This is a genomic window from Phenylobacterium montanum, assembly GCF_018135625.1.
Lineage (GTDB): Bacteria > Pseudomonadota > Alphaproteobacteria > Caulobacterales > Caulobacteraceae > Poindextera > Poindextera montana.
Window position 1 is genome coordinate 706788 of the sequence record NZ_CP073078.1, and the last position, 21124, is coordinate 727911.

Sequence of the window (21124 nt, forward strand, 5' to 3'; positions counted from 1 at the left end):
GGATTTCGACATGCTGATCGACAGCCACGTCAACCTGCATGCCCCGCAGTTCGCCGAGGACCAGGCCGAGGTGATCGCCCGGGCGCGCGCCGCCGGCGTCGGCCTGATGGTCACCATCAGCGACAAGGTCTCGTCGTTTCCCGCGGTCAAGGCCATCGCCGAGGCCCACGCCGACATCTGGTGCACGGTCGGAACCCATCCGCACGAAGCCAAGGAAGATCCGGATCTTAAGGCCGAAACCCTGATCCAGCTCGCCAGCCATCCCCGCGTGGTCGGGATCGGCGAGACCGGGCTCGACTTCTACTACGACCTCAGCCCGCGCGATGTGCAGGCCCAAGTGTTCCGGGCCCATATCGCAGCGGCGCGCGAGACCGGCCTGCCGCTGGTGGTGCACAGCCGCGACGCCGACGAGGTCATGGCCGACATCCTGGAAGCCGAACACGCCCGTGGGCCGTTCAAGCTCCTGCTGCATTGCTACACCAGCGGGCCTGAGCTGGCCCGCCGCGCGGCGGCCCTGGGCGCCTGGTTCTCGGTGTCCGGCATCGCCACCTTCAAGGCGGCCGAGGAGGTCCGCGCCGTGATCCGCGACATGCCCGCCGACCGCATCATCGTCGAGACCGATTGCCCGTACCTGGCTCCGGTTCCCATGCGCGGCCGGCGCAACGAGCCAGCCTATCTGCCGCATATCCTGGCCAAGCTGGCGGAATTGCGCGGCTGGAGCCTCAACGAAGCCGAGGCGCGCACCGAGGCGGCGTTCTTTGCGCTGTTCGACCGGATTCCGACGCCGGCGGAGGCGCGCCCATGAGCGGCCCCCTGGAATTCACCATCCTCGGCTGCGGCTCGTCCGGCGGCGTGCCGCGGGCCGACGGCGACTGGGGCGCCTGCGATCCCACCGATCCGCGCAACCAGCGTTCGCGCTGCTCGATGCTGGTGCGCCGGCGCTCGGCCGAGGGGCCGGAGCATTGGACCACGGCGCTGGTGGACACTTCGCCGGACCTGCGCAGCCAGACAGCGGCCGCCGGGGCCAAGCGCATGGACGCGGTGCTGCTGACCCACGACCACGCCGACCAGAGCCACGGCATAGACGACGTGCGCGCCTTTGCGCTCAGGGCCATGCGGCGGATCCCGGTGCACATGGACCAGGCCACCAGCGACACCATGATCAGCCGGTTCCGCTATGTGTTCCGCGGCGACGCCGGCTATCCGGCGATATGCGACGACAGGCTGATACCGCCGCACGGCGAGGCCTGGAGCATAGGCGGGCCGTCGGGCGCCATTCCGGTGGTCACGTTCGACCAGGACCACGGCGGCATGCGCTCGGTGGGCTACCGGTTCGGCGACGTGGCGTATTCCAGCGACGTGGTCGGTCTGCCGCCCAGCGCGTTCGAGGCCTTGGCCGGCGTGAGGGTCTGGATCGTCGACGCCTTGCGCTACAGGCCGCACCCGACGCACGCGCATCTGGAGATGACGCTGGAATGGATCGCCAAGGTCCGACCCGAAAGGGCGATCCTGACCAACATGCATATCGACCTGGATTTCAAAGCCTTGAACGCAATTTTGCCCAAAGGGGTCGAACCGGCGTTCGACGGCATGGTGATAATTTCTGATAATCTATCTTAGACGATATTTTTGTGTAGCCATTTAGTGCGGACGCTGTCGCAGTCGCTCACCCTCCAGTACGACAACATCCTTTTCATGATCGAACCGTCCGAGTTCGCCCAGGCCGCGATCGGCCGGCGGGTCGAGGTCGTGGATTTCCCCGATGGCCGGCTGGAGGTCCGCTAAAAGGGCCGCAGCATGCCCTACCGCACCTCCGACAAGCTGAGGCGCGTCACCGAGACGGCCGTGCTCAAGAACAAGCGCCTCGGCGGCCTGCTCACGCTGATCCGCGAGAATCAGCAAACCCGGCGCCCGGAATGCGCACCAGCAAGGGTCCGAAGCGGCGCGATCAGACCAAGCACATGTTCAGCGTCGGCTGATCTTTCGCGCCGACGGAAAGCTACGCTCCCTGGTAAACTGCCCCGTAGTCGGCCCCGGTAGGTTCTGGCAACGTGCACCACTCAGGGGTGCGCGATGTTTTCAAAGCTTTTCGGTCGGCGACCAGCGGCAAGAGAAGAAGCTGCCACGCATGGCTCACTGGATGACGCGGGGCCTGTAGCCGGAAATATCTATGCCTTTCATACTATGCCGACGAACGAGTTTGGTGCGCCGGAGACTGGAAGATGGGCAGCTGTTAAGGTCCTCGGGAAGAACGAAGCATTGGTCGTTGTGGCTGTATCGGACGGCATCTGGAACAGCTTGCCATCGCTCCAAGAGGTCGGAAGGTCATCGATCCTCAGAGAGCACCGCTTTGCATTCACCGGGCGATTGGCAGTTTTCGGCATTATTGCCGATGGTTGGTCACCATCAGGCCTCGATCAACTCACCCTTCTGGGAGCGATAAAAGTTTCATCCGAGCACAAGTCACTCGCGGAGCAGATTTTGGGCCGTGCCGTTGGGAGCCGAACCGCCGGCATGTGGGCAGCGAACCATGCTGCTGAAGGTGAATGGCGTTGGACACACGACCGGGAGGCATTCTCGGAAGAAATTGAGCGTCAGCAAGCCAAGGCGGCCGAACAACGCGCGGCCCAGGAGAAGCGATATCGGGAGCGATTGAGTAAGCTTACTTGGGACCAGCTGCTGGCTGAAACGCCTTTCCAACGATGGACCCCGTCGCCACCTTTCCCACCAGCCGAATTCACCGCTGAAGCTCGCGAAGTTATACACGCGACCTGCAAGAAGCTCGAAGCTCTTGGCGCGAAACCCAAAAAGGCTGACGTGCGCGCGGCGCTGAAGAGCTGCGTCGAATGGTTCAACGCGGCGGACGAAAGTGCTGGCGGTGTCATCGAGACGGAAGAGCGAGAGGACATCTTTGCTGTTCTGGAAGAGATGGCCCATGTTGCCCGCCAGAAGAACCTCGTCGAAGAGATCGACGCTTGGCGCGATTGGTAGGCGTCACCGACGTCACCCGAGGTCCTACGTGCCTCGCGCGCCTGACGGCGCACTCGGAAAACAAAGGACGCAGTTGAACGGCTGGTGCGGAGGGCAGCGGTCGGGCTCTGCGCGGTTGAAGGGCTCCGCGCCCGCTCCCCTCACCTACCCGCTGGTGACATTTCTATCTGGCGCCCAGCGCGACATCTCTAACCGGCGTAGACATTATTTGTAGCGACGCACCCGCCCTTGCGCTTTGACTATGGCGGTTGCAGGTAACCCGCCCTCAGCGCCCCTTGAACGCCGGCTCGCGCTTTTCGAGGAAAGCGGCAACGCCCTCTTTATGGTCCTCGGTCTGCATAAGCCGGCGGATGGTCTCGATCGCCCAGGCGCCGATCTCGCGCGGGTCGCCATAGGTCGCGCGGCGCAGCCCCTCCTTCATATAGCGCAGGGCCAGCGGCGGATTGGCGGCGATCTTGGCCGCCATGGCCCGGGCGCGGTCCATCAGGGCCTCGTGCGGCGTGACCTCGGTGACCAGACCGATGCGCAGGGCCTCGGCGGCGTCGATCACCTCGCCGCTGAACAGCAGCTCCGCCGCCTTGGCCGGCCCGACGATCTGCGGAAGGCGATAGAAGCCGCCCACATCGCAGACCAGGCCGCGCTTGATGAACAGCTCGGCGAAACGAGCGCGGTCGGAGGCGATGCGGATGTCGGCATAGAGGGCAAGCTCCATGCCCCAGCCGACCGCTGCGCCATTGATCGCGGCGATCACCGGCTTGTCGCATTCCAGCGCCGCCATGGCGGCCGGCGTCGGCCGATGGCGCACCACCGGGGCCGTCGTGGCCGCGAAGGCCTTGGGGCCCGCCATGATCTCGCGCACGTCGTCGCCTGAGCAGAACGCCGGGTCGGCGCCGGTGACGATCACGCAGCGCGCCTCGGGATCGGCCACAACCCGCCGGAAGGCCGCCTCCAGCGCGTCATAGGCCTGGTACGTCAGGGCGTTGCGCCGATCCGGCCGGTTCAGGGTGATGGTCGCGACGTGATCGCGAACCTCGTAGAGGACGGTGTCTTCGGTGCTCATCGGAGCTTTTTCCTGCCCTGCGCCCGCTTTCGGACAATCCGTCGGCCGCCTTTGACTTCTTGATCTGGCATTATAGCTTATCGCCAATAACCAAGCCGGCAAGCGATCGCAGGGAAGGACGCCCGGCCGTGCGGTGACGCCCCTGCCCCGCCTCTGACCAACTCCGGGAGCCCCCAGATGGAATTTTTCGAGATCCTCTATGTGGTCGATGGCCCCGTGGCGATGATCACCCTCAATCGGCCGGAGAAGCTGAACGCCTACACCGCCCGCATGGGCGCGGAACTGGCCCAGGCCGTCAACCAGGCCAGCCGGGACGATGCGGTGCGCGCCGTGATCCTGACCGGCGCCGGCCGCGGCTTCTGCGCTGGGGCCGACATTTCGGCGGGGGCGGACAGCTTCGACACCACCGCAGGCGGGGCCGGCGGCAAGAACTTCGGCGCGGGGGGCGATCGGGCGCCCGGCGGCGGCTTCGTCCAGGCGCTGTTCGAGTGCGAGAAGCCGATCATCGCAGCCTTCAACGGCCCGGCGGTCGGGGTCGGCGTGACCCTGGCCCTGCCCACCGACATCAAGATCGCCTCGTCCAGCGCCCGCTTCGGCTTCATCTTCGCCCGGCGCGGCCTTGTGCCCGAGGCTGGCAGCGCCTGGTTCCTGCCCCAGCTCGTCGGCCTGTCCCAGGCCCTGCGCTGGTGCCTGACCGGGCGGATCTTCGACGCCCAGGAAGCGTTGGCCGGCGGCCTGGTCAGCGAAGTCGTCGAGCCTGAGGCCTTGCTGCCCCGCGCCAAGGCGATCGCCCTCGAGATCGCCGAAAACTGCGCGCCGGTCTCCCTGGCCCTGACGCGGCAGATGCTGTGGCGCTTCGGCCCCGCCACCTCCCCCGCCGAACTCCTGAAGCTGGACGGCGGCTTCGCCATGACCCTGGGCCAGGGCGGCGACGTGCGCGAGGGCGTCAGCGCCTTTCTGGAAAAGCGCCCGCCCCAGTTTCCGGGGCGGGTCTCCACGGACATGCCGTCCGCCTACCCGTGGTGGTGAGGCCGCTCGCCGCCGGCTGATCCCGCTCAGGCGACGATGCGGCGCGCATCCCGCTGCAACACATCTTCCGCCTGGCGCATGATGTTCTTCACCAGCTCGGCGCAGGTCGGGATGTCGTGGATCAGGCCCTGGCTCTGGCCGACGGTCCAGATGCCGCCGTCCAGGTCGCCCGCCTCCAGCACATTGGTGCGACCGCGCACGCCGGCCACCAGATGGCGCACGTCCTCGATGGTCTTGGTCACATCCTGCTGGATGCGGACCACCTCCTCCGAGATGGCGTTCTTGGCCACCCGGGCGGTGTTGCGCAGGGTGCGATTGGTCAGCAGCGTGTCCCGCTCGGTGTTCTCGACGATGCGGCGCTTCACGTTCTCATGGATGCCGGCTTCCTGGGTGGCCATGAAGCGGGTGCCCATGTTGACGCCCTCGGCCCCCAGCGCCAGGGCGGCGGCCAGGCTCCGCCCGTCGGCCATGCCGCCCGAGGCGATCACCGGAATCGAGACCTTGTCCACCGTGGCCGGCAACAGGACGATCAGGCCGATGTCGTCCTCGCCCGGGTGGCCGGCGCACTCGAAGCCGTCGATGCTGATCACGTCCACGCCCAGATTGGCGGCGCTGACCGAGTGGCGGACCGAGGTGCATTTGTGGATCACCCTGACCCCATTGGCCTTGAAGTCAGGCAGATGGTCGACCGGGTTGCGGCCGGCGGTCTCGACGATCTTGATCCCGCTTTCGATGATCGCCCGGCGGTATTCGTCGTAGGGGATCGGGTTCAGCGACGGCAGGATGGTCAAGTTGACGCCGAACGGCTTGTCGGTGGCGTCGCGCGTGCGCTTGATCTCCGCCTCGAGCGCCTCGGCCGAGGGGAACATGTGGGCGGTGATGAAGCCCAGGGCGCCGGCGTTGGCCACGGCGGCGACCAGCGGGCCCACGCCCACGCCCGTCATACCGCCCATCACCAGCGGGGTCTCGACGCCGAACATCTCGGTGATGCGAGTCTTGATCATGGCCTGCCGTCCCCTGTTCGCCCCGCCACACTCGGTGGTCTTGGGCCGTTCGCCGTCCCCTGCCCGCCGGCCGCCTTTGGCCGATGGCTGAAAAGCCATATCTCGGCGGATCAGAACCACGCAAGCCGACGCCCCTAGGGCAACCGGACCTCACCGGCGCAATCTCCGTTAGACAGCGCTGTCATTTGTTGTCATTCTTGCGCCTGAGCAGGCGAAGCCCTGCGCCCTGAATGGAGGATGGTTCTGCGGTGAATGGCGCGGCCTCAACGCACGCTGCGAATGGGCGCCACCATCACGGCCCCGCCGACACAGACCGCGGCGGCCAGCAGAAACAAGGTGCGAAAATCCGCATGGGCCGCGCCCAGAAGGCCGACGGCCAGCACGGGGGCCAGAATCTGCGGCACGGTGTTGGACAGATTGACGATGCCCAGGTCCTTGCCCGCGTCCCTGGCCGAGGGCAGCACCTGGGTCACCAGGGCGATGTCGACCGCGAAGTAGACTCCGGTGCCAACGCCGTGGAAGGCGTAGGCGATCATCAGGGCCGGCCAGCTCGGGGCCAGGGCGAAGCTTGCGGTGGCCCCGGCCAAGACCAGGGCCCCCAGGATGACGAACGGCTTCCGCCGCCGGACCTTGTCGGACAGAAGGCCGCCGATCAGGGCGAAGATGACATTGAACACCGCCGCGATCGCCGTCAGCACGGCCAGCCCCTGCTCCGCCCGCGCGCCCGGAAACAGGGTCGGATAGCGAACCACGTCCAGCAGATAATAGAGCATGTAGCTCTGCACCAGGCTGAAGCCGGTCAGCACCAGGAACCGTCCGCCCCAGGCGAAACCGAAGTCCGGATGTTTGCGCGGATCGACCCAGAAATCGGGCGAGAAGATCGGCAGGCGCCCCCTGGGCTTTTGCGCCGCTGTGATCGGGACATCGCGCAGGGCCAGGGCGAACGGCGCGACCGCGGCCAGCACGATGAGGCCGAGCGCGAGATAGCGGGCCGCCTCGCTGCCGATCAGGCCGCCGATCAGGGTTACGCCGCCGACGTTCCCCAGCGGATATCCCAAGCCCAGCAACGCCGAGACTACGCCCCGCTGCTGGTTCGGCACCCGGTCGACGACCAGGGCCAGGAGGGCCGCAAACAGGAAGTTGAACACGATCTGGAAAAACACGATCCCGATCAGCAATCCCGCCACCGAGCCGGCCAGGCGGATCATCACATAGGACAGCAAGGTGCCCGCCACCCCCGCCAGCAGCCAGGGGCGGCGGCGGCCGAACCGGGATGTGGTCCGGTCGCTGATCGCGCCGGCGATCAGGTTGGCGAAACCGGCCGCGACCGCGCCCCACAGGGTGATGTTGGCCAAGGTGACGGCCTTGTGCGCCGGATCGATCATCGCCGCCTTCAGCGGCAACAGCACCTGCAGCAGCGGTACGAAGCTGATGTAGGCGCCGATCTGGGCCAGGGTCAGGCCCGCGATGAAGCCCGCGCCAACCGGCGCCGGCTCGCGCACCTCGTGCACAACGGCCATGCCCCCTCCCCTCACAAGGCCCGGCTCCGGCGGCGGCGTTTTCGCCTGCCCCCTGGGTCGCAATGGCCTGCAGTGATCCTAGAGGGCCGCGGGGCGACTCGTAACCGGGATCTTGCGCCCGGAGGGGCCACGTTCCTGAAAATCTGCCCGAAGACGATCGTAATGTGCTCGACTACCGGCCGACGCAGCGTCGAAGCGGGCGATTCGAACCTGGAAAGGCCGTGACGTCTCTATGGCTTCCGTGACGATCTATGACGTGGCCAACCGCGCAGGCGTGTCGATCAAGACGGTCTCACGGGTGATGAACGCCGAGCCCAATGTCCGTCCTGCGACGCGCGAGAAGGTCGAGGCGGCGGCCGAGGCGTTGGGCTATAGCCCCAACCTTTCGGCCCGCAGCCTGGCCGGCTCCAAATCGTTCGTCCTGACCGTGTTCGTCGACGCGTCGCTGACCCTGGAGCACTGGGCGGGCGAGCGCGGCGCCGACTATCTGAGCCGCGTGCAGTACGGCTCGACCCTATCGTGCCGCGAGGGCGGCTATCACTTGATGCTGGAACTGATCGACCATGACGCGCCGCGGGTGCGCCAGGAGGTCAACGGGCTTCTGGCCGCGCTGAAGCCGGACGGGGTGATCCTGACCCCTCCGAGCTCCGACAACGAGATCGTGCTCGACATCCTCAAGAAATCCGGCACGCCGTTCGTGCGCCTGGGCCCCGAGCAGGACCTTCCGGGCGGCCTGTGCATGCGGCTGGACGATCGCGGCGCGGCCAGGGAGATGACCCGTCTTCTGATCGGCCTGGGCCACACCCGCATCGGCTTCGTCATGGGCGACCCCCTGTGGGGGTCGAGCCGGGCTCGGCGGGCGGGTTTCATGGCCGCCATGGCGGAGGCAGGACTGAAGGTCGACCCCGCGCTGATCCAGGTGGGCGCTTATACCTACGAGTCCGGGCAGCAGGCCGGGAAGGCCCTGCTCGCCCTGCCCGAGCGGCCCACGGCCATCTTCGCCAGCAGCGACGACATGGCCCTGGGTTGCCTGGCGGCGGCTGACGAAGCGGGGCTTTCAGTGCCGGGCGACGTCTCGGTCGCGGGTTTCGACGACAGTACGGCCTCGCGCTTCAGCCGTCCCAGCCTGACCACAGTGCGTCAGCCGCTGGTCGAAATGGCGACCTCCGCCGCCAAGGCGCTGATCTCGGGCCAGGTTCCCGCCGATTGCGACCGAGACGCCAGCCTGGACCATGTCGACGCCTTCAAGCTGATCGAGCGCCAATCCACGGCGCCGCCCGCCAAGGCCAAGGTTCGCCGAGGCGGGCGCTAGGGCGAAGCGATCGCCGGCCGCACGTTCCAGCCGCGTAGCTCTATCCGCGGCGCGCCAGAATGGCTCTTGGGATAGCGGATCTCGACATCTCGCGCCTCGCCCGGCATCAGCGAGACGTAGTTGTCGCTGTAATAGGTGGGCAGGATCCGCTGGCCGCGTTCGTCAACCAGAGTCAGCTTGGCCGCCAGCGCGGGGATGACGCCCTGGTTCTTCAACCGCGCATGCAGCACCGCCTCGTCGCCGTCCGCGCCAGCCGATACCGTCATCGACAAGGCCTGAGGCGCGAGCCCGTTCAGGGCCTGCAGGCTGGCCTCGTCACGCCCTTGCCAATAGAGGTTGCGCGAGCGGATCACGCCCTTGGCGTCGCGCAGTTCCAGGCTGACCAGCAGCACCCGCGCCTTGGCGAACAGGCGGGCGAGATCCAGCGGCGCCAGCGTCGTGACCTGGTTGGCGGCGGCGTCCAGCCGATCCTGCCGGGTCGCCAGCACCTTGCCGTCCAGCCCCAGGACCCGGCTCGTCAGAACGAGGCCGTTCACAGGTTCGCGGGTCGTGTTGGTCACCGCCAAGGCGTAGTCGGGCAGGTTCATCTGCGCATGCAGCGGCTCAGCCGCCTTCATCGCCCCGTAGTAGGAGGCCTGGGTGTCGTAGTCGGCGCTGTAGATCTGCCAATGGTTGCTGGGCCAGGCCGGGTGGGTCATCCACAGGAGCCGACCGCTGTTCTGGCTCCAGAGATGGGCCGAGAACCCCTCGAATATGGCCCGGTAGTCCACATAGTTCAGCATCTGCGCCTTGCGCTCGAAGTCCTCCAGGCTGGTCGGCGCGCCGAACTCGCGGCTGATGGCATCCATGAAGCTCTTGACGTCGCCGTTCCCGCCGAAATGCCAGTCGTGATAGGCCAGGGTGTCGCTGATCGGCCAGCGGTCGGCCTCGGGAACCATCGCCTTCACCGCCTCCAGCGTCGCCAGCGACGGCGTGCCAACCTCGACCGCGAACCCCTTGGACAGGCTGGTGAAATACTGCTCGGGCGGGCGCCAGGCATAGGGCCCGCTGTCCTGCAGGTTCACCCGGTTCGAGCTGCCGGTATAGAGCCGGGTCCCGTCGAGCGAGGCCACGAGGTCGCCCAGCCCCTCGTTGATGATCGGCTGCGGCACGCCCTCGTTACGCCCGAACCAGACCGCGATCGAGGGATGGTGGCGGTCGCGCAGGATCACATCCCGCGCATTGGCCAGGAACAGGGCCGGGTCCTGCGCCTCGAGCTGAAAGTTCTGGGTGGACTCCCAGAAATCGTTCAGCACCAGCATGCCGTACTGGTCGGCCAGGTCGTAGAAGCTCTCCTCGGTGTCCTGGCCCATCCAGTTGCGGATGATGTTGAGATGGGCGTCGCGGTGCAGGCGGAAATAGGGCTCCAGCCGCTCGCGCGAGACCCGCTTGCGGGAATCGTCCATGCCCCAGCTGCCGCCGCGCGCGGCGATGGCGGTTCCGTTGACCTTGAGCACCAGGTATGGCGCCAGGGGCGATGGCGGCAGGTCCTTCACAGCTGGCGACGCCTCGCCGGCCGCGGTCAAGGACTGCGCCCAGCCGTTCGGCGTCTGGCTGATGGCCTCGTGCCGGGTGTCGACCAGCCGCTCGCCGCGCAGGAAGCCGCCGGTCGGATCGACCTCGACCCGCCTGAGCCGACCGGCATGGTCGAACAGCGACAGCTCGTAGGTCAGCTCGCGCATGCCAAAGCGGATCGTCCGTGCGTCGGAAGCCCCCTGCCCGTCCCGCACCGTGACCGTCAGGTCGTGCAGCGCCGGGTCACCATAGCCGTTCGGCCACCAGAGCCGGGGATGGGCGACCCGCAGGGCCGGAAATTCGGCCGGATCGAAACGCACCTCAGAGCGCCCCGGCCCCGCCGTCACCGCCTTGCGCACGACGACGCCGTCGAAGGCGGCCTCGACCGTCACCGCCCGGGGCGTCGGATCGGCGTTGTCGATCGGCGCCAGGATGACGAGATCGGCCTCGTCGGTGCGCGGCAGCGGCAGATGGGTGATCACATCGGGATCGAGAACGCGCACCGGCCCTGAGGCCGACAGCTCCACCCCCTGCCAAAGGCCGGTGTCGCGATCGCGTATGCCTGGGATCCAGTCCCAGCCCTCGGTGGCGAAGAAGGTCGGCCCGTCGATCGCCATCGAGCCGCCGTTCTCGCCCGGGCCGTAGGCTATCGACTCCTCCGATGGGATGCCGGGATGCGGCGGAGGCGAAACCCGCACGGCCAGGGCGTTGGCCTGGCCCGGCTTCAGCTTGCCGGTGACGTCGAACACCCCGCGGATGAACGCGCCCTTCACATCGCCCAGGCGCTGGCCGTTCAGCCACACCTCGGCCGCATAGTTGATCCCTTGGAACGTCAGGGTCAGGCGCCGGTCCGCCGTTGCCGGCGACGGGGTGAACTCGGTGCGGTACCAGTAGGCCTGCCGCGCCAGGCTTTCGGGGATGGCCATGTTGTTCAGGCCGTGGTCCGGGTCCGGATAGACGCCGCGGTCGATCAGGGTGGTCAGGACGGTTCCCGGCACGGTCGCCGCGAGCCAGGCGTGGTCGTCAAAGCCAACGGTGGAGAGCGCCGCGCTGCTTCCCGTCACCCTGGGGGCAGCCGACAGCCTCCAGTCGCCCAGCGACCAGACGCCGGCGCCGTTCGGCTGCAGCGCCACGCGAACGCCGAGCGGCTTTGCGGCCGGCGCCTCGGCCGCCGTCTTGGCCTCGGGCAGGGTCCAGGGATCCTGCGGCTTCTGCAGCCCGATCCAAGCGGTCACCTGCACCGGCCAATGGGCGCCGACCGTGTCAAAGCTGATCAGGTCGAAGCGCGGCGCCGCCGTCGCCGCAGCCTTCACAGCGCCAGCCGGCAGCGCGCGTGGATCCAGCCTGAAGCCGGCCAGGGAGCCGCCGAAATGGCGCACCTCGGGCGATGCGCCCAGCACCGGACCCAGCGAGAACAAGGCTTTCACGGCCTCGGTCCGCGCCGGGGCGCGCGCGACCTCGGCGCCGTCGAGGAACAGGCGCGCGGTGGTCCCGTCAAAGGTCACCGCCACGAAGCGCCAGGCGCCAGCCTGCAAGGCCTCCGAGCTTTCCAACCGCGCCCCGCCAGCCAGGGTGAAGGCCAGGCGGCCGTCGCGCAGCAGCAGGCAGTCGCAAGCCGGCGTCGCCGGATCGCCCAGGCCCGCAACGACGACTTCGCCAGCCTGTGGCGCGTCCACCCGCACCCAGCCGGACATCGACCACGCGGCGCCGGCGGCATAGAGGCTGGCGGCCTCGGGCAGTTCGCGGGTCATTCCGACCCCGCCCTGCAGCAGGGTCACGTCATAGGGCCCTAGCGCGCCAGGCCTGGCGACTTCTGCGCGGGTGACGCCAAATCCGACCGCCAGGGCGATGCCTGCAGTGGCGCACATGCGGAAAGGATGGATCAACGCGGCGACCTCGCAGCAGCCAGGGCGTCCGCGGCCACGGCGAGCGCGCCCAGCGGGCCGGCCATGTCGCCGAGGCCGGGCGGGCGGATGAAATCTTCCATCTCCGGCAGGGCCAGATAGCCGGCCAGGCTACGGGTCAGCTCGCGCCGGATGCGGGGGAACAGGTGCGGCTGGGCGTTCATCACCCCACCCCCCATCAGGATGCGCCGCGGCGCGGCGGTGACCGCCAGGTTGTGCGCCATGCCGGCCAAGACGTGGGCAACCAGATCCCAGACGGGGTCTTCCTCATCGAGCCGCGCCGGGCTGCCGCCGAGCCGCGCCTTGATCGCCGAGCCGGAGGCCAGGCCCTCCACACAGTCGCCGTGAAACGGGCAGCTTCCCGGCCAGTCATCGCCCTCCCGCCGGGCCACGCGCATGTGGCCGATCTCCGGGTGGCTGAAACCCCCGATCGGCCGCCCACCGGCGATCAGGCCCGCGCCGACCCCCGTGCCGACTGTGACATACGCGAAATCGGCAAGTCCTTGCGCCGCGCCCCAGCGCCCTTCGGCCAGGGCCGCGCCATTGACGTCGGTGTCGAAGCCGGTCGGCCTATCCAGGGCGCGCGCCAGCCGCCGGCCGACATCGACCTGGCTCCAGCCTGGCTTGGGCGTGGAGGTGATATGGCCCCAGGTCGGCGAGCGCGGATCGAGATCGACCGGCCCGAACGAGGCCACGCCCAGGGCCGCGATCGGTCCCATGGCGCGGTCCAAGTCACGCAGGATCGCCTCGATCTGGCCAAGGGTCGCCTCGGCGTCGTCGCCGGTGGCGACGGAGATCTGGGTGGCCACGTCGTCCGGGCCGGTCCCCACGATGCAGACACACTTGGTGCCGCCGAGCTCGACGCCGGCCAGCAATTCACCGCTTCGGCTCATCGCGCGGCGCCCGCAAGGGTCGGCGCATCGAACCAGGCGTCGTGCGGCCGCGCAGTCCTGGCCGCCGCAGCCGTGGCCTGGGCGAGGCTGTTCAATATGCCGGCCAACTGCACGCGACCGACCACGTCCATCAGCGGATCGTGGCTGCGCGGCGTGATCCCCAGCCCCTCGAAGATGTAGAACCAGCTGAGATCGGTGAAGAGTTCGCCCGCCTTGACCGATATTCGCCCCGTCGCTCGATAGAGTTCGATACGCTCGGCCAGGCTGTCGGGCAGCGCCATGGACCGGCAATAGCGCCAGAGCGGGGTGTCCTCGCGCTGGACCGCGCAATAGTGCAGCACGATGAAGTCGCGCACGTGCTCCAACTCCTCGATCAGCATCCGGTTGTAGGAGGCGATGTTGGCGGGAGCGAAATCCTTGTCCGGGAAGTGGTCGAGCAGATTGTAGACCCCGCTCATCACCAGATGGATGCTGGTCGACTCCAGCGGCTCGAGAAAGCCGGACGCCAGGCCGAGGGCGATACAGTTGCGGTTCCAGAACTCTCGGCGGCGCCCGGCGGTGAAGCGCAGCAGGCGCGGTTCGGCCAGGGGCGTTTCTCCGACGACGGACAAAAGATCGTCGGTCGCTTCGGCGTCGCTGATGTGGCTGCTGCAATAGACGTAGCCGTTGCCGACCCGGTGCTGCAGCGGAATGCGCCATTGCCAGCCGGCATCCCGCGCCCGCGACTGGGTGTAAGGCGCGCGAGACCCCTTGCGCTCGGTCGGAACCGCCACCGCCCTGTCGCAGGGCAGGACATCGCTCCAGTCCAGATAGCCGGTCTTCAAGGTCTGCTCGATCAGCACGCCGCGAAAGCCGCTGCAGTCGATGAACAGGTCCGCCGCCAGCTCTTCGCCACTGTCGAAGACCAGCGCCTCGATGAAGCCATCCTCGCGTTGTCTCGCGCCCTTCACGGTCCGCTCCAGCCGCGACACGCCCAGCCGTTCGGCATAGGCGCGCAGGTAGCGCCCGACCAGTCCGGCGTCGAAATGGAGGGCGTAGCGTAACCCCCCGGCGGGTCCCGGATCGGATGGATCGGGATGGCGAAACCGATGCTCATCGCCCAGAGCCGCGCAGAGGCTGAAGTCGTTGAACCGAGGCGAAAGGCCGTCCGCCTGCGCCTTATGCCAGGCGTGGAAAAACGGGCGCCGGTTGATCGAGGTCCCGAAAGTTCCGAACGGATGCCAATAGCTGTGGCCGACCGTCCGCCAGTCCAGGAACTTGATGCCGAGCTTGTAGGTCGCCTGCGTGTGGCGGACGAAGTCGGCCTCGTCGATGCCCAGGAAACGCAGGAGGTCGATGATCGGCGGGATAGTCGCCTCGCCCACCCCCACCGTGCCGATCTCGGGCGACTCGATGACGGTGATGGCCAGGCCCATGTTGGGCGTGGCCCGGGCCAGGATCGCCGCCGCCATCCATCCGGCCGTGCCGCCGCCCAGGATGGCGATACGGCGAATGCGCCTATCCGGGACTTGCGCCTCGGCGGCTGAAGCTGGCTGATCGGGCATCGCCGTCCACCTTGCAAAACGAGAGCGGGGCGAGGAGCCTCGGCCCCCCGCCCCGTCCGGCGCAAGCCCTTCTTAGAGCTTGAATTTCACGCCCAGGAAGTAGCGGCGGCCGCTGTCGTCATAAGTGAACGGCAGGTTGGGCCATTGCAGATAGGTATGCTGCACCTCGTCGGTCAGGTTCTGGACCGAGAAGACGACGCCGATACGCTTGTTGATGTCATATGAGATCTGGCCGTCCAGCTGGCCGTAGGCCGCCGAGAACACCTGGTAGACCTTGGTCTTGCCGTTCTGGTCGGGGAAGGCGAAGGTCGCGCCGACCAGGCTGTCGTTCACCGCCGTATCGCGCCAGGAATAGGACAGCCGCGCGGCGAACCCGCCCCGCTCGTAATAGCCCTGGACCGTGACCGCGTTCTTGGCCACGCCCGGGATCGGCCCCTGCTCGGAGAACGAAGTCGCCTGGTCCGAGAAGGACATCGAGCGGGTGTAGTTGCCGGCGACGCCGAAGCCCTGCAGCCAGGGCATCCAGTCGCCGTTGAAGGCGTACTGCCCGCCGATCTCGACGCCATAGATGCTGCCCTTGCCGGCGTTGACCGGCTGGGTGACATCGGCGGTGGTGCCGCCGAAGTCGTCGTTGACCTTGGTCGGGATGTTCTCGGTTTCGACGAAGTTGTCGACCTGCTTGTAGAAGCCGGCCACGCTGATCAGGGCGCCCTTGGCGAAGTAGTCTTCCCAAGAAACGTTGAACTGCGAGGCGCGATAGGGATCCAGGTTCGGGTTGCCGGAGCTGCCGCCCGCGAACTGGAACCGGGCGTTGCCGGTCACCGGGTCGTTGGCGCCGCGCGTGAAGTTGTAGGAATTGCCCAGGCCCAGCGCGAACAGGTCCTGCGGCGCGACCACCCGAGCAGCGCCAAAGCGCACGATCTGGTTGTCGGTCACGTCCAGGGTGAAGTTGAACGAGGGCAGGACGTCGATGTAGTTGCGCTTGTGCTGGACCGGCACGTTGTTGCTGTTGACCCCGTTCCACGACGCTGTGCCGTAGTAGGTCGGCGAGGCGGCGGTCTGGGCGTTGTCGATGGTCAGGTCGGTGTCGACCAGGCGCAGGCCGAAGTTGACGTGATAGCGGGCGCCCTTGCCGCCCAGATCGGCCATGACATAGCCGGCGCTGGTGGTTTCCTTGACCTTGAACGAACTCAGGGTGTCGACGAAGAAGGCTTCGGTGTTGTTGGTCACCCCGCCGCCGGCCCAGACCTTTTCCAGATAGGTCGATGGATCGGTCATGGTGGCGGTGTTCTTCACGATCATCGGCCCGGCGCCGAAATTGTTCACCACCTTGACCAGGCCCGGATTGGAGACGGCGGTCGAGAACGGGATCGCCGCGTAGCCGGGGTCCTGGTAGTAGAGATAGGTGCCGCTGCCGGCGCCGATGCAGCAGTTGCCGGTGGTGTTGCCGTTGTAGTCGCCATTGATCAGATAACGGCCGAAGGTCTGGTCGACGTCGCGCGTGGCGACCCGCACCCCGCCACTGAGGGTCGCGCCGACCTCGCTGAGGAACGGCACGTCATAGGAAACATCGCCCTTGCCCGCGAATTGCTTCTCCTTGGCGTAGTTGGCCCAGGCCCAGTTCGACTTGAAGGTCGTGTAGTTGGGATTGCTGAGGATGTCGGCGAAGGGCGCCAGGTACTTGACCGAAGGCAGGCCTGAATCGCCTCCATTGGTCCACGCGAACTCATAGCCATGGCTGGCCGCGGGATCGCTGCCGCAGGTCGCCCCGCCGTTGTTGCAGCCTGGCGCCGCCGGCGAGGTCGGCGCGTTGTTGGGATAGGATTCGTAGAGCCCGTGCTCGACGTCGGCCTGATCGGCCTGCAGGTTCGACTGGGCGCGGGCGTAGGAAAGATCCAGAGCTCCGCGCAGCGGGCCGCCGTTGTCGTAAGTGGTGACCCACTGGAAGTTGTTGGCCTCGGCGAGGGCATGCTGCCAGAGCGTCGCCGTCTCGGCTCCATTGGCCTGGAAGGTGCCGCTCTGCACCACGCCGTGGCTGTCGATCGAGAACGGCTGGGTCGAGTCTATCCCCGGCAGCAGGCTGCCAGGGCTTTGGCCCTCGCCGTTGAACCAGACCTTGTCCGAATAGGTGCTCGTGGTGTCGTCTTCCTTGGAATAGAACCACAGGAGGCTGGTGGTGATGGCGTCGTTCAGCCGGAACTTCAGCCCCACCGACGCGCCCAAAGTCTTCCGCTGGTCGTAGATGTCGGACATGTAGGCCAGCTGCGGGTCGATATAGAAGGTGCCCGAGTGGGCCAGGTCCGCCGCCGTTGTCGGGCCGGTATAGGAGCCCTGCATCGAATCGGTGATCAGCCACTGGTTGCGGTTCTGGTCTTCGAACTCGCGAGTGTGGGTATTCTCCTCGTCATAGGAAATGCTGCCCGTGACCGCGAAGCGGTCGCTGAACTTATAGGTGCCGACCAGGGTTCCGACCGGCGTCCAGCCGCCATATTGGGCGCTGGCGCCCTGGGTGTCGTTATAGGCCGCCCGCACGTTGCCGCCGATCGACAGGCCCGTCGGGCCGGCCAGGGGATCGCGGGTCTTCAGGTCGATGGTGCCGCCGAGGCCGCCCTCGGTCATCGACGCCTTGGGGTTCTTGTAGACGTCGATGCCGCCGATCTCTTCGCTAGGGATGCCTTCCAGCGAGCTGTACTGGTTGTTGCCGCCGGCGCCGCCGCCGGAACCTTCGCCCGAGACGTAGAACTCCTTGCCGGTCAGGAACACATCGCCGTTCAGGGTGGTCAGGTTCTGGCGCAGCCCGTCGATCAGCACCGCCGTGCCTTCGCCCTGCGGCCCGCGGTCGATCTGTACGCCCGGCAGGCGTTGCAGCGATTCCGAGACGTTCTGGTCCGGCATCTTGCCGATGTCTTCCGGCGCCACCGACTCGATCGGCAGGATCGCCGTGCGCTTGGCGTTCAGGGCCGATTGCAGCGAAGCCCGAAAGCCCGTGACCACGATCTCGTTCATGGTGTCCGCCGACTTGGACTTGGCGTCGGCCGACTGGGACTGTTGGGCGTGGGCCGTCGAATAGGCGGCCAGCGCCAGGATCGACGCGCTACCGAGCGCCGCGGCCCTGGAGTATCGTGCGAAAGCGTTCATCAGGATATGCTCCCCCCAATTTCTCTTGGTTGATGGCAGTTGGCCATGCCTGCTTACGGCGTGCGCAAGACCTCCATCGCCGATGATTTCTCAATCGGTGACGACTGAACTGCTCACTCGCAAACAAACATAAGTTTTTTCGATCGGAATCGCCTGAGCGATCCGGCTGTTCTGAAGCGATGCGCTCTACTGCGCCGGTTCCCTACTTCTATTGTGCGCCTATCCAGGCTGCGATTTGTTTTGACGTTACGAGCATGCCCAACGCCGACAGCGCTGTCAATGCGAATTTGAAAGTTTTGTCGCCCGCCGCTCGCAAACCCTTGTTTTTCGGGGAATTAGCGTGATGGTGGCGACATTCCGACAAAAGCGTCATTTGACAGCGCTGCCATTTCTTGCTTCTGTCGATTCATGCCCTTGCGGGCGACCAAACCAGCCTGAACGGGGTCCCGGCCGAATCGCCGAGCCGCCTGCGCCAGACGAAGCCGGGAACCGGAACTTCCCGCATCGCGTGGCGTCTTGGCGCCGGCGAACAAATACGGCTGCACCCTGAACGAAAAATAGTAATCACCGGGGGAGAGGTGTGGCGAGATCTTCGTCCAATTCATCCAGCAATGTTCTTGGTCGGGCGATGCTGACGACAGCGTTGACGACCGCGATATTCGCCGCTTCCATCGCCTCTTGTGCGTCCGCCGCCGAGCCGCCCGCGACCGCGCGACCGGCCGCTTGGCCTGTTGGGCCAAAGGGTGTGCTGATCGATCCAAAGAACGAGCGGTTCATCGACAGGGTTCTGGCCGGCATGACCGTCGAGGAAAAGGTCGGCCAGTTGGTCCAGGCCGACATCGCCTCGGTCACGCCAGAAGAGGCGCAACGCTATCATCTGGGGTCGATTCTGGCGGGCGGCAACGCGGCGCCCGGGGGCGACATCCGCACTGGGCCCAAGGCCTGGCTGGATCTGGTTGACGCGTTCCAGAAGGCCGCCCTCTCCGCCCCCGCCGACCGCCATCCGCCGATCCCGATCATCTTCGGCATAGACGCCGTGCATGGCGACGCCAAGGTGCGCGGCGCGACCATCTTCCCGCACAATGTCGGCCTCGGGGCCACGCACGACCCGGCCCTGCTGCAGCAGATCGGCCGGGCGACCGCCCAGGAAGTCTCGGCTACCGGCGTCGACTGGACCTTCGCCCCGACCGTCGCCGTGGCCCGCGACGTCCGCTGGGGCCGCAGCTACGAGAGCTATGCCGACGACCCGGCCTTGGTCGCACAATATTCGGCGGCCATGGTCACCGGCGTCCAAGGCCGGTTGGGCTCGGCCGATTTCCTTGCGCCTGGCCACACGCTCTCGTCGGTGAAGCACTTCCTGGGCGACGGCGGCACGCTGGACGGCCGAGACCAGGGCGACAACCGCTCCAGCGAGACCGTGCTGCGGGATGTCCACGCCGCCGGCTACCCGCCCGCCATCCAGGCCGGCGCCGCCATCGTCATGGCCTCGTACAACGGCTGGCAGGGCGCCAAGATGCACGGCAACCACAGCCTGCTCACCGATGTGCTGAAGGGCCGGATGGGCTTCAACGGCTTCGTGGTCGGCGACTGGAACGCCCAGGAGGAGATCCCCGGCTGCACCAAGTTCTCCTGCCCCCAGGCGATCAACGCCGGGATCGACATGATCATGGCCCCGGACAGCTGGCGCCAGTTCTATGACAACACCCTGGACCAGGTGCGCCGCGGCGTAATTTCCGAGAGCCGGCTGGACGACGCCGTTCGCCGCATCCTGCGGGTCAAGGCCCTGGCCGGCCTGTTCGACCGCCCGTCGGCGGAGGCCCGGCCCGGCGCCGGCGACTTCAGCGCCTTCGGCGGCGCCGAACATCGCGGCCTGGCCCGCCAGGCGGTGCGGGAATCCCTGGTCCTGCTCAAGAACCAGGGCGGGCTTCTGCCCTTGAAGCCTCAGGCCAGGATCCTGGTCGCCGGGGCGGCTGCGGATGACATCGGCCAGCAGGCCGGCGGCTGGACCGTCGACTGGCAGGGCGCGCACAACACCAACGCCGACCTCCCGGGCGCGACCTCGATCTGGAGCGGGATCAAGGCGGCGGTCGAATCGGCCGGCGGATCGGCGAGCCTCAGCCCTGACGGACATTTCACGCAGCGCCCCGACGCCGCGATCGTCGTATTCGGCGAAAGGCCCTACGCAGAGTTCGTTGGCGACCGTGAGACGGTCGAATTTTCGCCGAACGACAAGAGCGCCCTCGTCCTTCTCCGCCGCTTGAAGGCGCAGAAGATCCCGGTGATCGCGGTGTTCCTCTCAGGGCGCCCCCTATGGGTCAATCCCGAGCTGAACGCCGCCGACGCCTTCGTCGCCGCCTGGCTTCCGGGCAGCGAAGGTGAAGGCGTGGCCGATGTGCTTTTCCGCCGGCCGGATGGGCAGGTCGATCATGACTTCAAGGGGCGCCTGTCGTTCAACTGGCCCGCCACCGGCATGCCGGTGCGCTATCCGCAGAGCAAACAACCAACCGGCGTTCTGTTTCCGCGCGGCTATGGCCTGGACTACGAATCGCATCACGCCATGGCCCATCTCAGCGAGGACGCCAAAGTCCCGCCGGAGCGTCGGGCGCGCGACACCTTCTTCCACGCCGGCCACGTCACCGCGCCCTGGTCGATCTATGTCGCCGATCCCGACGCCGAGGTGCGTCTGACCATGATCGACCAGCCGAGTCCTGATGGCGACCTCGACACGCGTCACGACGGCTCGGCGATCCGGGCGGCCTGGAGCGGCGGCAAGCCGGCCGTCTGGCGAATCGGGGGCGGCGGGCGAACCGTAGACCTCGCCGAGGCCGCGAAGGTGGGCCAGGGACTGCAGCTCAGCTTCCGCGTAGTCGGTGCGCCGACGGGCCCCGTCACGCTCGGCCAAGCCTGCGGCGCAGGATGCGCCGGATCGGTCGACCTCACCAAAGCTCTGTCGGCCAAAACGGCCGGCTGGGCCAGCCTCACCATTCCCCTCGCCTGCTTCGCCAAGGCTGGGGCCGACCTCAGCCGGATCGAGGACCCGGTGGTGCTGAAGACTGCCGGCAAGCTCGATCTTTTGATCCGCGAGGCGCGGCTGGCGCCGGCGTCCAAGGCCGTCTGTCCGGGCGGTTGACCGGCGGCGGCGCCTCGTCCAACCTGCCGCTCTTCGGAGAGTTTA

15 protein-coding genes are annotated in these 21124 nt (G+C 67.2%); 7 read left to right on the forward strand and 8 right to left on the reverse strand.

Features of this window, described 5'->3' with window-relative positions:
- The first annotated feature begins 10 nt into the window (after positions 1–10).
- From KCG34_RS03200 to KCG34_RS03215, 4 genes are all read left to right on the forward strand, one after another.
- Complete coding sequence (locus KCG34_RS03200) at positions 11–805, forward strand: TatD family hydrolase (RefSeq protein ID WP_211938960.1); 795 nt, start codon at positions 11–13, stop codon at positions 803–805.
- Complete coding sequence (locus KCG34_RS03205) at positions 802–1620, forward strand: MBL fold metallo-hydrolase (protein WP_211938961.1); 819 nt, start codon at positions 802–804, stop codon at positions 1618–1620. Before KCG34_RS03200 ends, KCG34_RS03205 begins: the two co-directional genes overlap by 4 nt.
- 24 nt (positions 1621–1644) lie before the next feature.
- Positions 1645–1785: a hypothetical protein gene (locus tag KCG34_RS25770; RefSeq protein ID WP_249138197.1), complete on the forward strand. Its 141-nt coding sequence runs from the start codon at positions 1645–1647 to the stop codon at positions 1783–1785.
- Positions 1786–2073: 288 nt separating this feature from the next.
- The gene (locus KCG34_RS03215; RefSeq protein WP_211938962.1) at positions 2074–2991 is read left to right on the forward strand and encodes a hypothetical protein; all 918 of its coding nucleotides are present in this window, start codon (positions 2074–2076) and stop codon (positions 2989–2991) included.
- A gap of 265 nt (positions 2992–3256) precedes the next feature.
- Here the strand turns inward: KCG34_RS03215 and KCG34_RS03220 are convergent, their stop codons facing one another.
- Complete coding sequence (locus tag KCG34_RS03220; RefSeq protein WP_211938963.1) at positions 3257–4051, reverse strand: enoyl-CoA hydratase/isomerase family protein; 795 nt, start codon at positions 4049–4051, stop codon at positions 3257–3259.
- Positions 4052–4228: 177 nt separating this feature from the next.
- Between KCG34_RS03220 and KCG34_RS03225 the strand changes: the two genes are divergently transcribed.
- Entirely contained in the window at positions 4229–5080 is an 852-nt protein-coding gene (locus KCG34_RS03225) for an enoyl-CoA hydratase-related protein (protein WP_211938964.1), read from the forward strand.
- Between the two features lie 26 nt (positions 5081–5106).
- Here the strand turns inward: KCG34_RS03225 and KCG34_RS03230 are convergent, their stop codons facing one another.
- Together KCG34_RS03230 and KCG34_RS03235 are read right to left on the reverse strand one after the other, a co-directional pair.
- Positions 5107–6084, reverse strand: a complete 978-nt coding sequence (locus tag KCG34_RS03230) for an NAD(P)H-dependent flavin oxidoreductase (protein ID WP_211938965.1) — start codon at positions 6082–6084, stop codon at positions 5107–5109.
- 263 nt (positions 6085–6347) lie between these two features.
- Complete coding sequence (locus tag KCG34_RS03235) at positions 6348–7604, reverse strand: MFS transporter (RefSeq protein ID WP_211938966.1); 1257 nt, start codon at positions 7602–7604, stop codon at positions 6348–6350.
- A 232-nt stretch (positions 7605–7836) separates the two neighbouring features.
- On the opposite strand from KCG34_RS03235, the gene KCG34_RS03240 reads away from it, so the two are divergent.
- Complete coding sequence (locus tag KCG34_RS03240; protein ID WP_211938967.1) at positions 7837–8916, forward strand: LacI family DNA-binding transcriptional regulator; 1080 nt, start codon at positions 7837–7839, stop codon at positions 8914–8916.
- Here the strand turns inward: KCG34_RS03240 and KCG34_RS03245 are convergent.
- From KCG34_RS03245 to KCG34_RS25775, 5 genes are all read right to left on the reverse strand, one after another.
- Positions 8913–12356 carry a glycosyl hydrolase 2 galactose-binding domain-containing protein gene (locus tag KCG34_RS03245; RefSeq protein ID WP_211938968.1) on the reverse strand — a complete coding sequence of 1148 codons (3444 nt, stop codon included), beginning with the start codon at positions 12354–12356 and terminating at the stop codon, positions 8913–8915. The genes KCG34_RS03240 and KCG34_RS03245 overlap by 4 nt on opposite strands.
- Positions 12353–13267 (reverse strand): ROK family protein, encoded by a 915-nt coding sequence (locus KCG34_RS03250; protein ID WP_211938969.1) that lies wholly within the window; start codon positions 13265–13267, stop codon positions 12353–12355. Before KCG34_RS03250 ends, KCG34_RS03245 begins: the two co-directional genes overlap by 4 nt.
- A complete protein-coding gene (locus tag KCG34_RS03255) occupies positions 13264–14811 on the reverse strand; it encodes a tryptophan halogenase family protein (protein WP_211938970.1) in 1548 nt (515 codons plus the stop codon). Before KCG34_RS03255 ends, KCG34_RS03250 begins: the two co-directional genes overlap by 4 nt.
- Before the next feature lie 72 nt (positions 14812–14883).
- Positions 14884–17949 (reverse strand): TonB-dependent receptor, encoded by a 3066-nt coding sequence (locus KCG34_RS03260; protein ID WP_211938971.1) that lies wholly within the window; start codon positions 17947–17949, stop codon positions 14884–14886.
- Positions 17950–18513: 564 nt separating this feature from the next.
- Complete coding sequence (locus KCG34_RS25775) at positions 18514–18726, reverse strand: hypothetical protein (RefSeq protein ID WP_249138198.1); 213 nt, start codon at positions 18724–18726, stop codon at positions 18514–18516.
- Between KCG34_RS25775 and KCG34_RS03265 the strand changes: the two genes are divergently transcribed.
- The gene (locus KCG34_RS03265; RefSeq protein WP_249138199.1) at positions 18695–21079 is read left to right on the forward strand and encodes a glycoside hydrolase family 3 protein; all 2385 of its coding nucleotides are present in this window, start codon (positions 18695–18697) and stop codon (positions 21077–21079) included. The genes KCG34_RS25775 and KCG34_RS03265 overlap by 32 nt on opposite strands.
- Positions 21080–21124: the final 45 nt, after the last annotated feature.

What these genes read in the sequence shown, in the direction of transcription:
- KCG34_RS03200 (WP_211938960.1), top strand. Translation starts at nt 11, where the DNA reads ATGCTGATCGACAGCCACGTCAACCTGCATGCCCCGCAGTTCGCCGAG.
- KCG34_RS03205 (WP_211938961.1), top strand. Translation starts at nt 802, where the DNA reads ATGAGCGGCCCCCTGGAATTCACCATCCTCGGCTGCGGCTCGTCCGGC.
- KCG34_RS03215 (WP_211938962.1), top strand. Translation starts at nt 2,074, where the DNA reads ATGTTTTCAAAGCTTTTCGGTCGGCGACCAGCGGCAAGAGAAGAAGCT.
- KCG34_RS03220 (WP_211938963.1), bottom strand. Translation starts at nt 4,051, where the DNA reads ATGAGCACCGAAGACACCGTCCTCTACGAGGTTCGCGATCACGTCGCG.
- KCG34_RS03225 (WP_211938964.1), top strand. Translation starts at nt 4,229, where the DNA reads ATGGAATTTTTCGAGATCCTCTATGTGGTCGATGGCCCCGTGGCGATG.
- KCG34_RS03230 (WP_211938965.1), bottom strand. Translation starts at nt 6,084, where the DNA reads ATGATCAAGACTCGCATCACCGAGATGTTCGGCGTCGAGACCCCGCTG.
- KCG34_RS03235 (WP_211938966.1), bottom strand. Translation starts at nt 7,604, where the DNA reads ATGGCCGTTGTGCACGAGGTGCGCGAGCCGGCGCCGGTTGGCGCGGGC.
- KCG34_RS03240 (WP_211938967.1), top strand. Translation starts at nt 7,837, where the DNA reads ATGGCTTCCGTGACGATCTATGACGTGGCCAACCGCGCAGGCGTGTCG.
- KCG34_RS03250 (WP_211938969.1), bottom strand. Translation starts at nt 13,267, where the DNA reads ATGAGCCGAAGCGGTGAATTGCTGGCCGGCGTCGAGCTCGGCGGCACC.
- KCG34_RS03255 (WP_211938970.1), bottom strand. Translation starts at nt 14,811, where the DNA reads ATGCCCGATCAGCCAGCTTCAGCCGCCGAGGCGCAAGTCCCGGATAGG.
- KCG34_RS03260 (WP_211938971.1), bottom strand. Translation starts at nt 17,949, where the DNA reads ATGAACGCTTTCGCACGATACTCCAGGGCCGCGGCGCTCGGTAGCGCG.
- KCG34_RS25775 (WP_249138198.1), bottom strand. Translation starts at nt 18,726, where the DNA reads ATGAACCGCTCGTTCTTTGGATCGATCAGCACACCCTTTGGCCCAACA.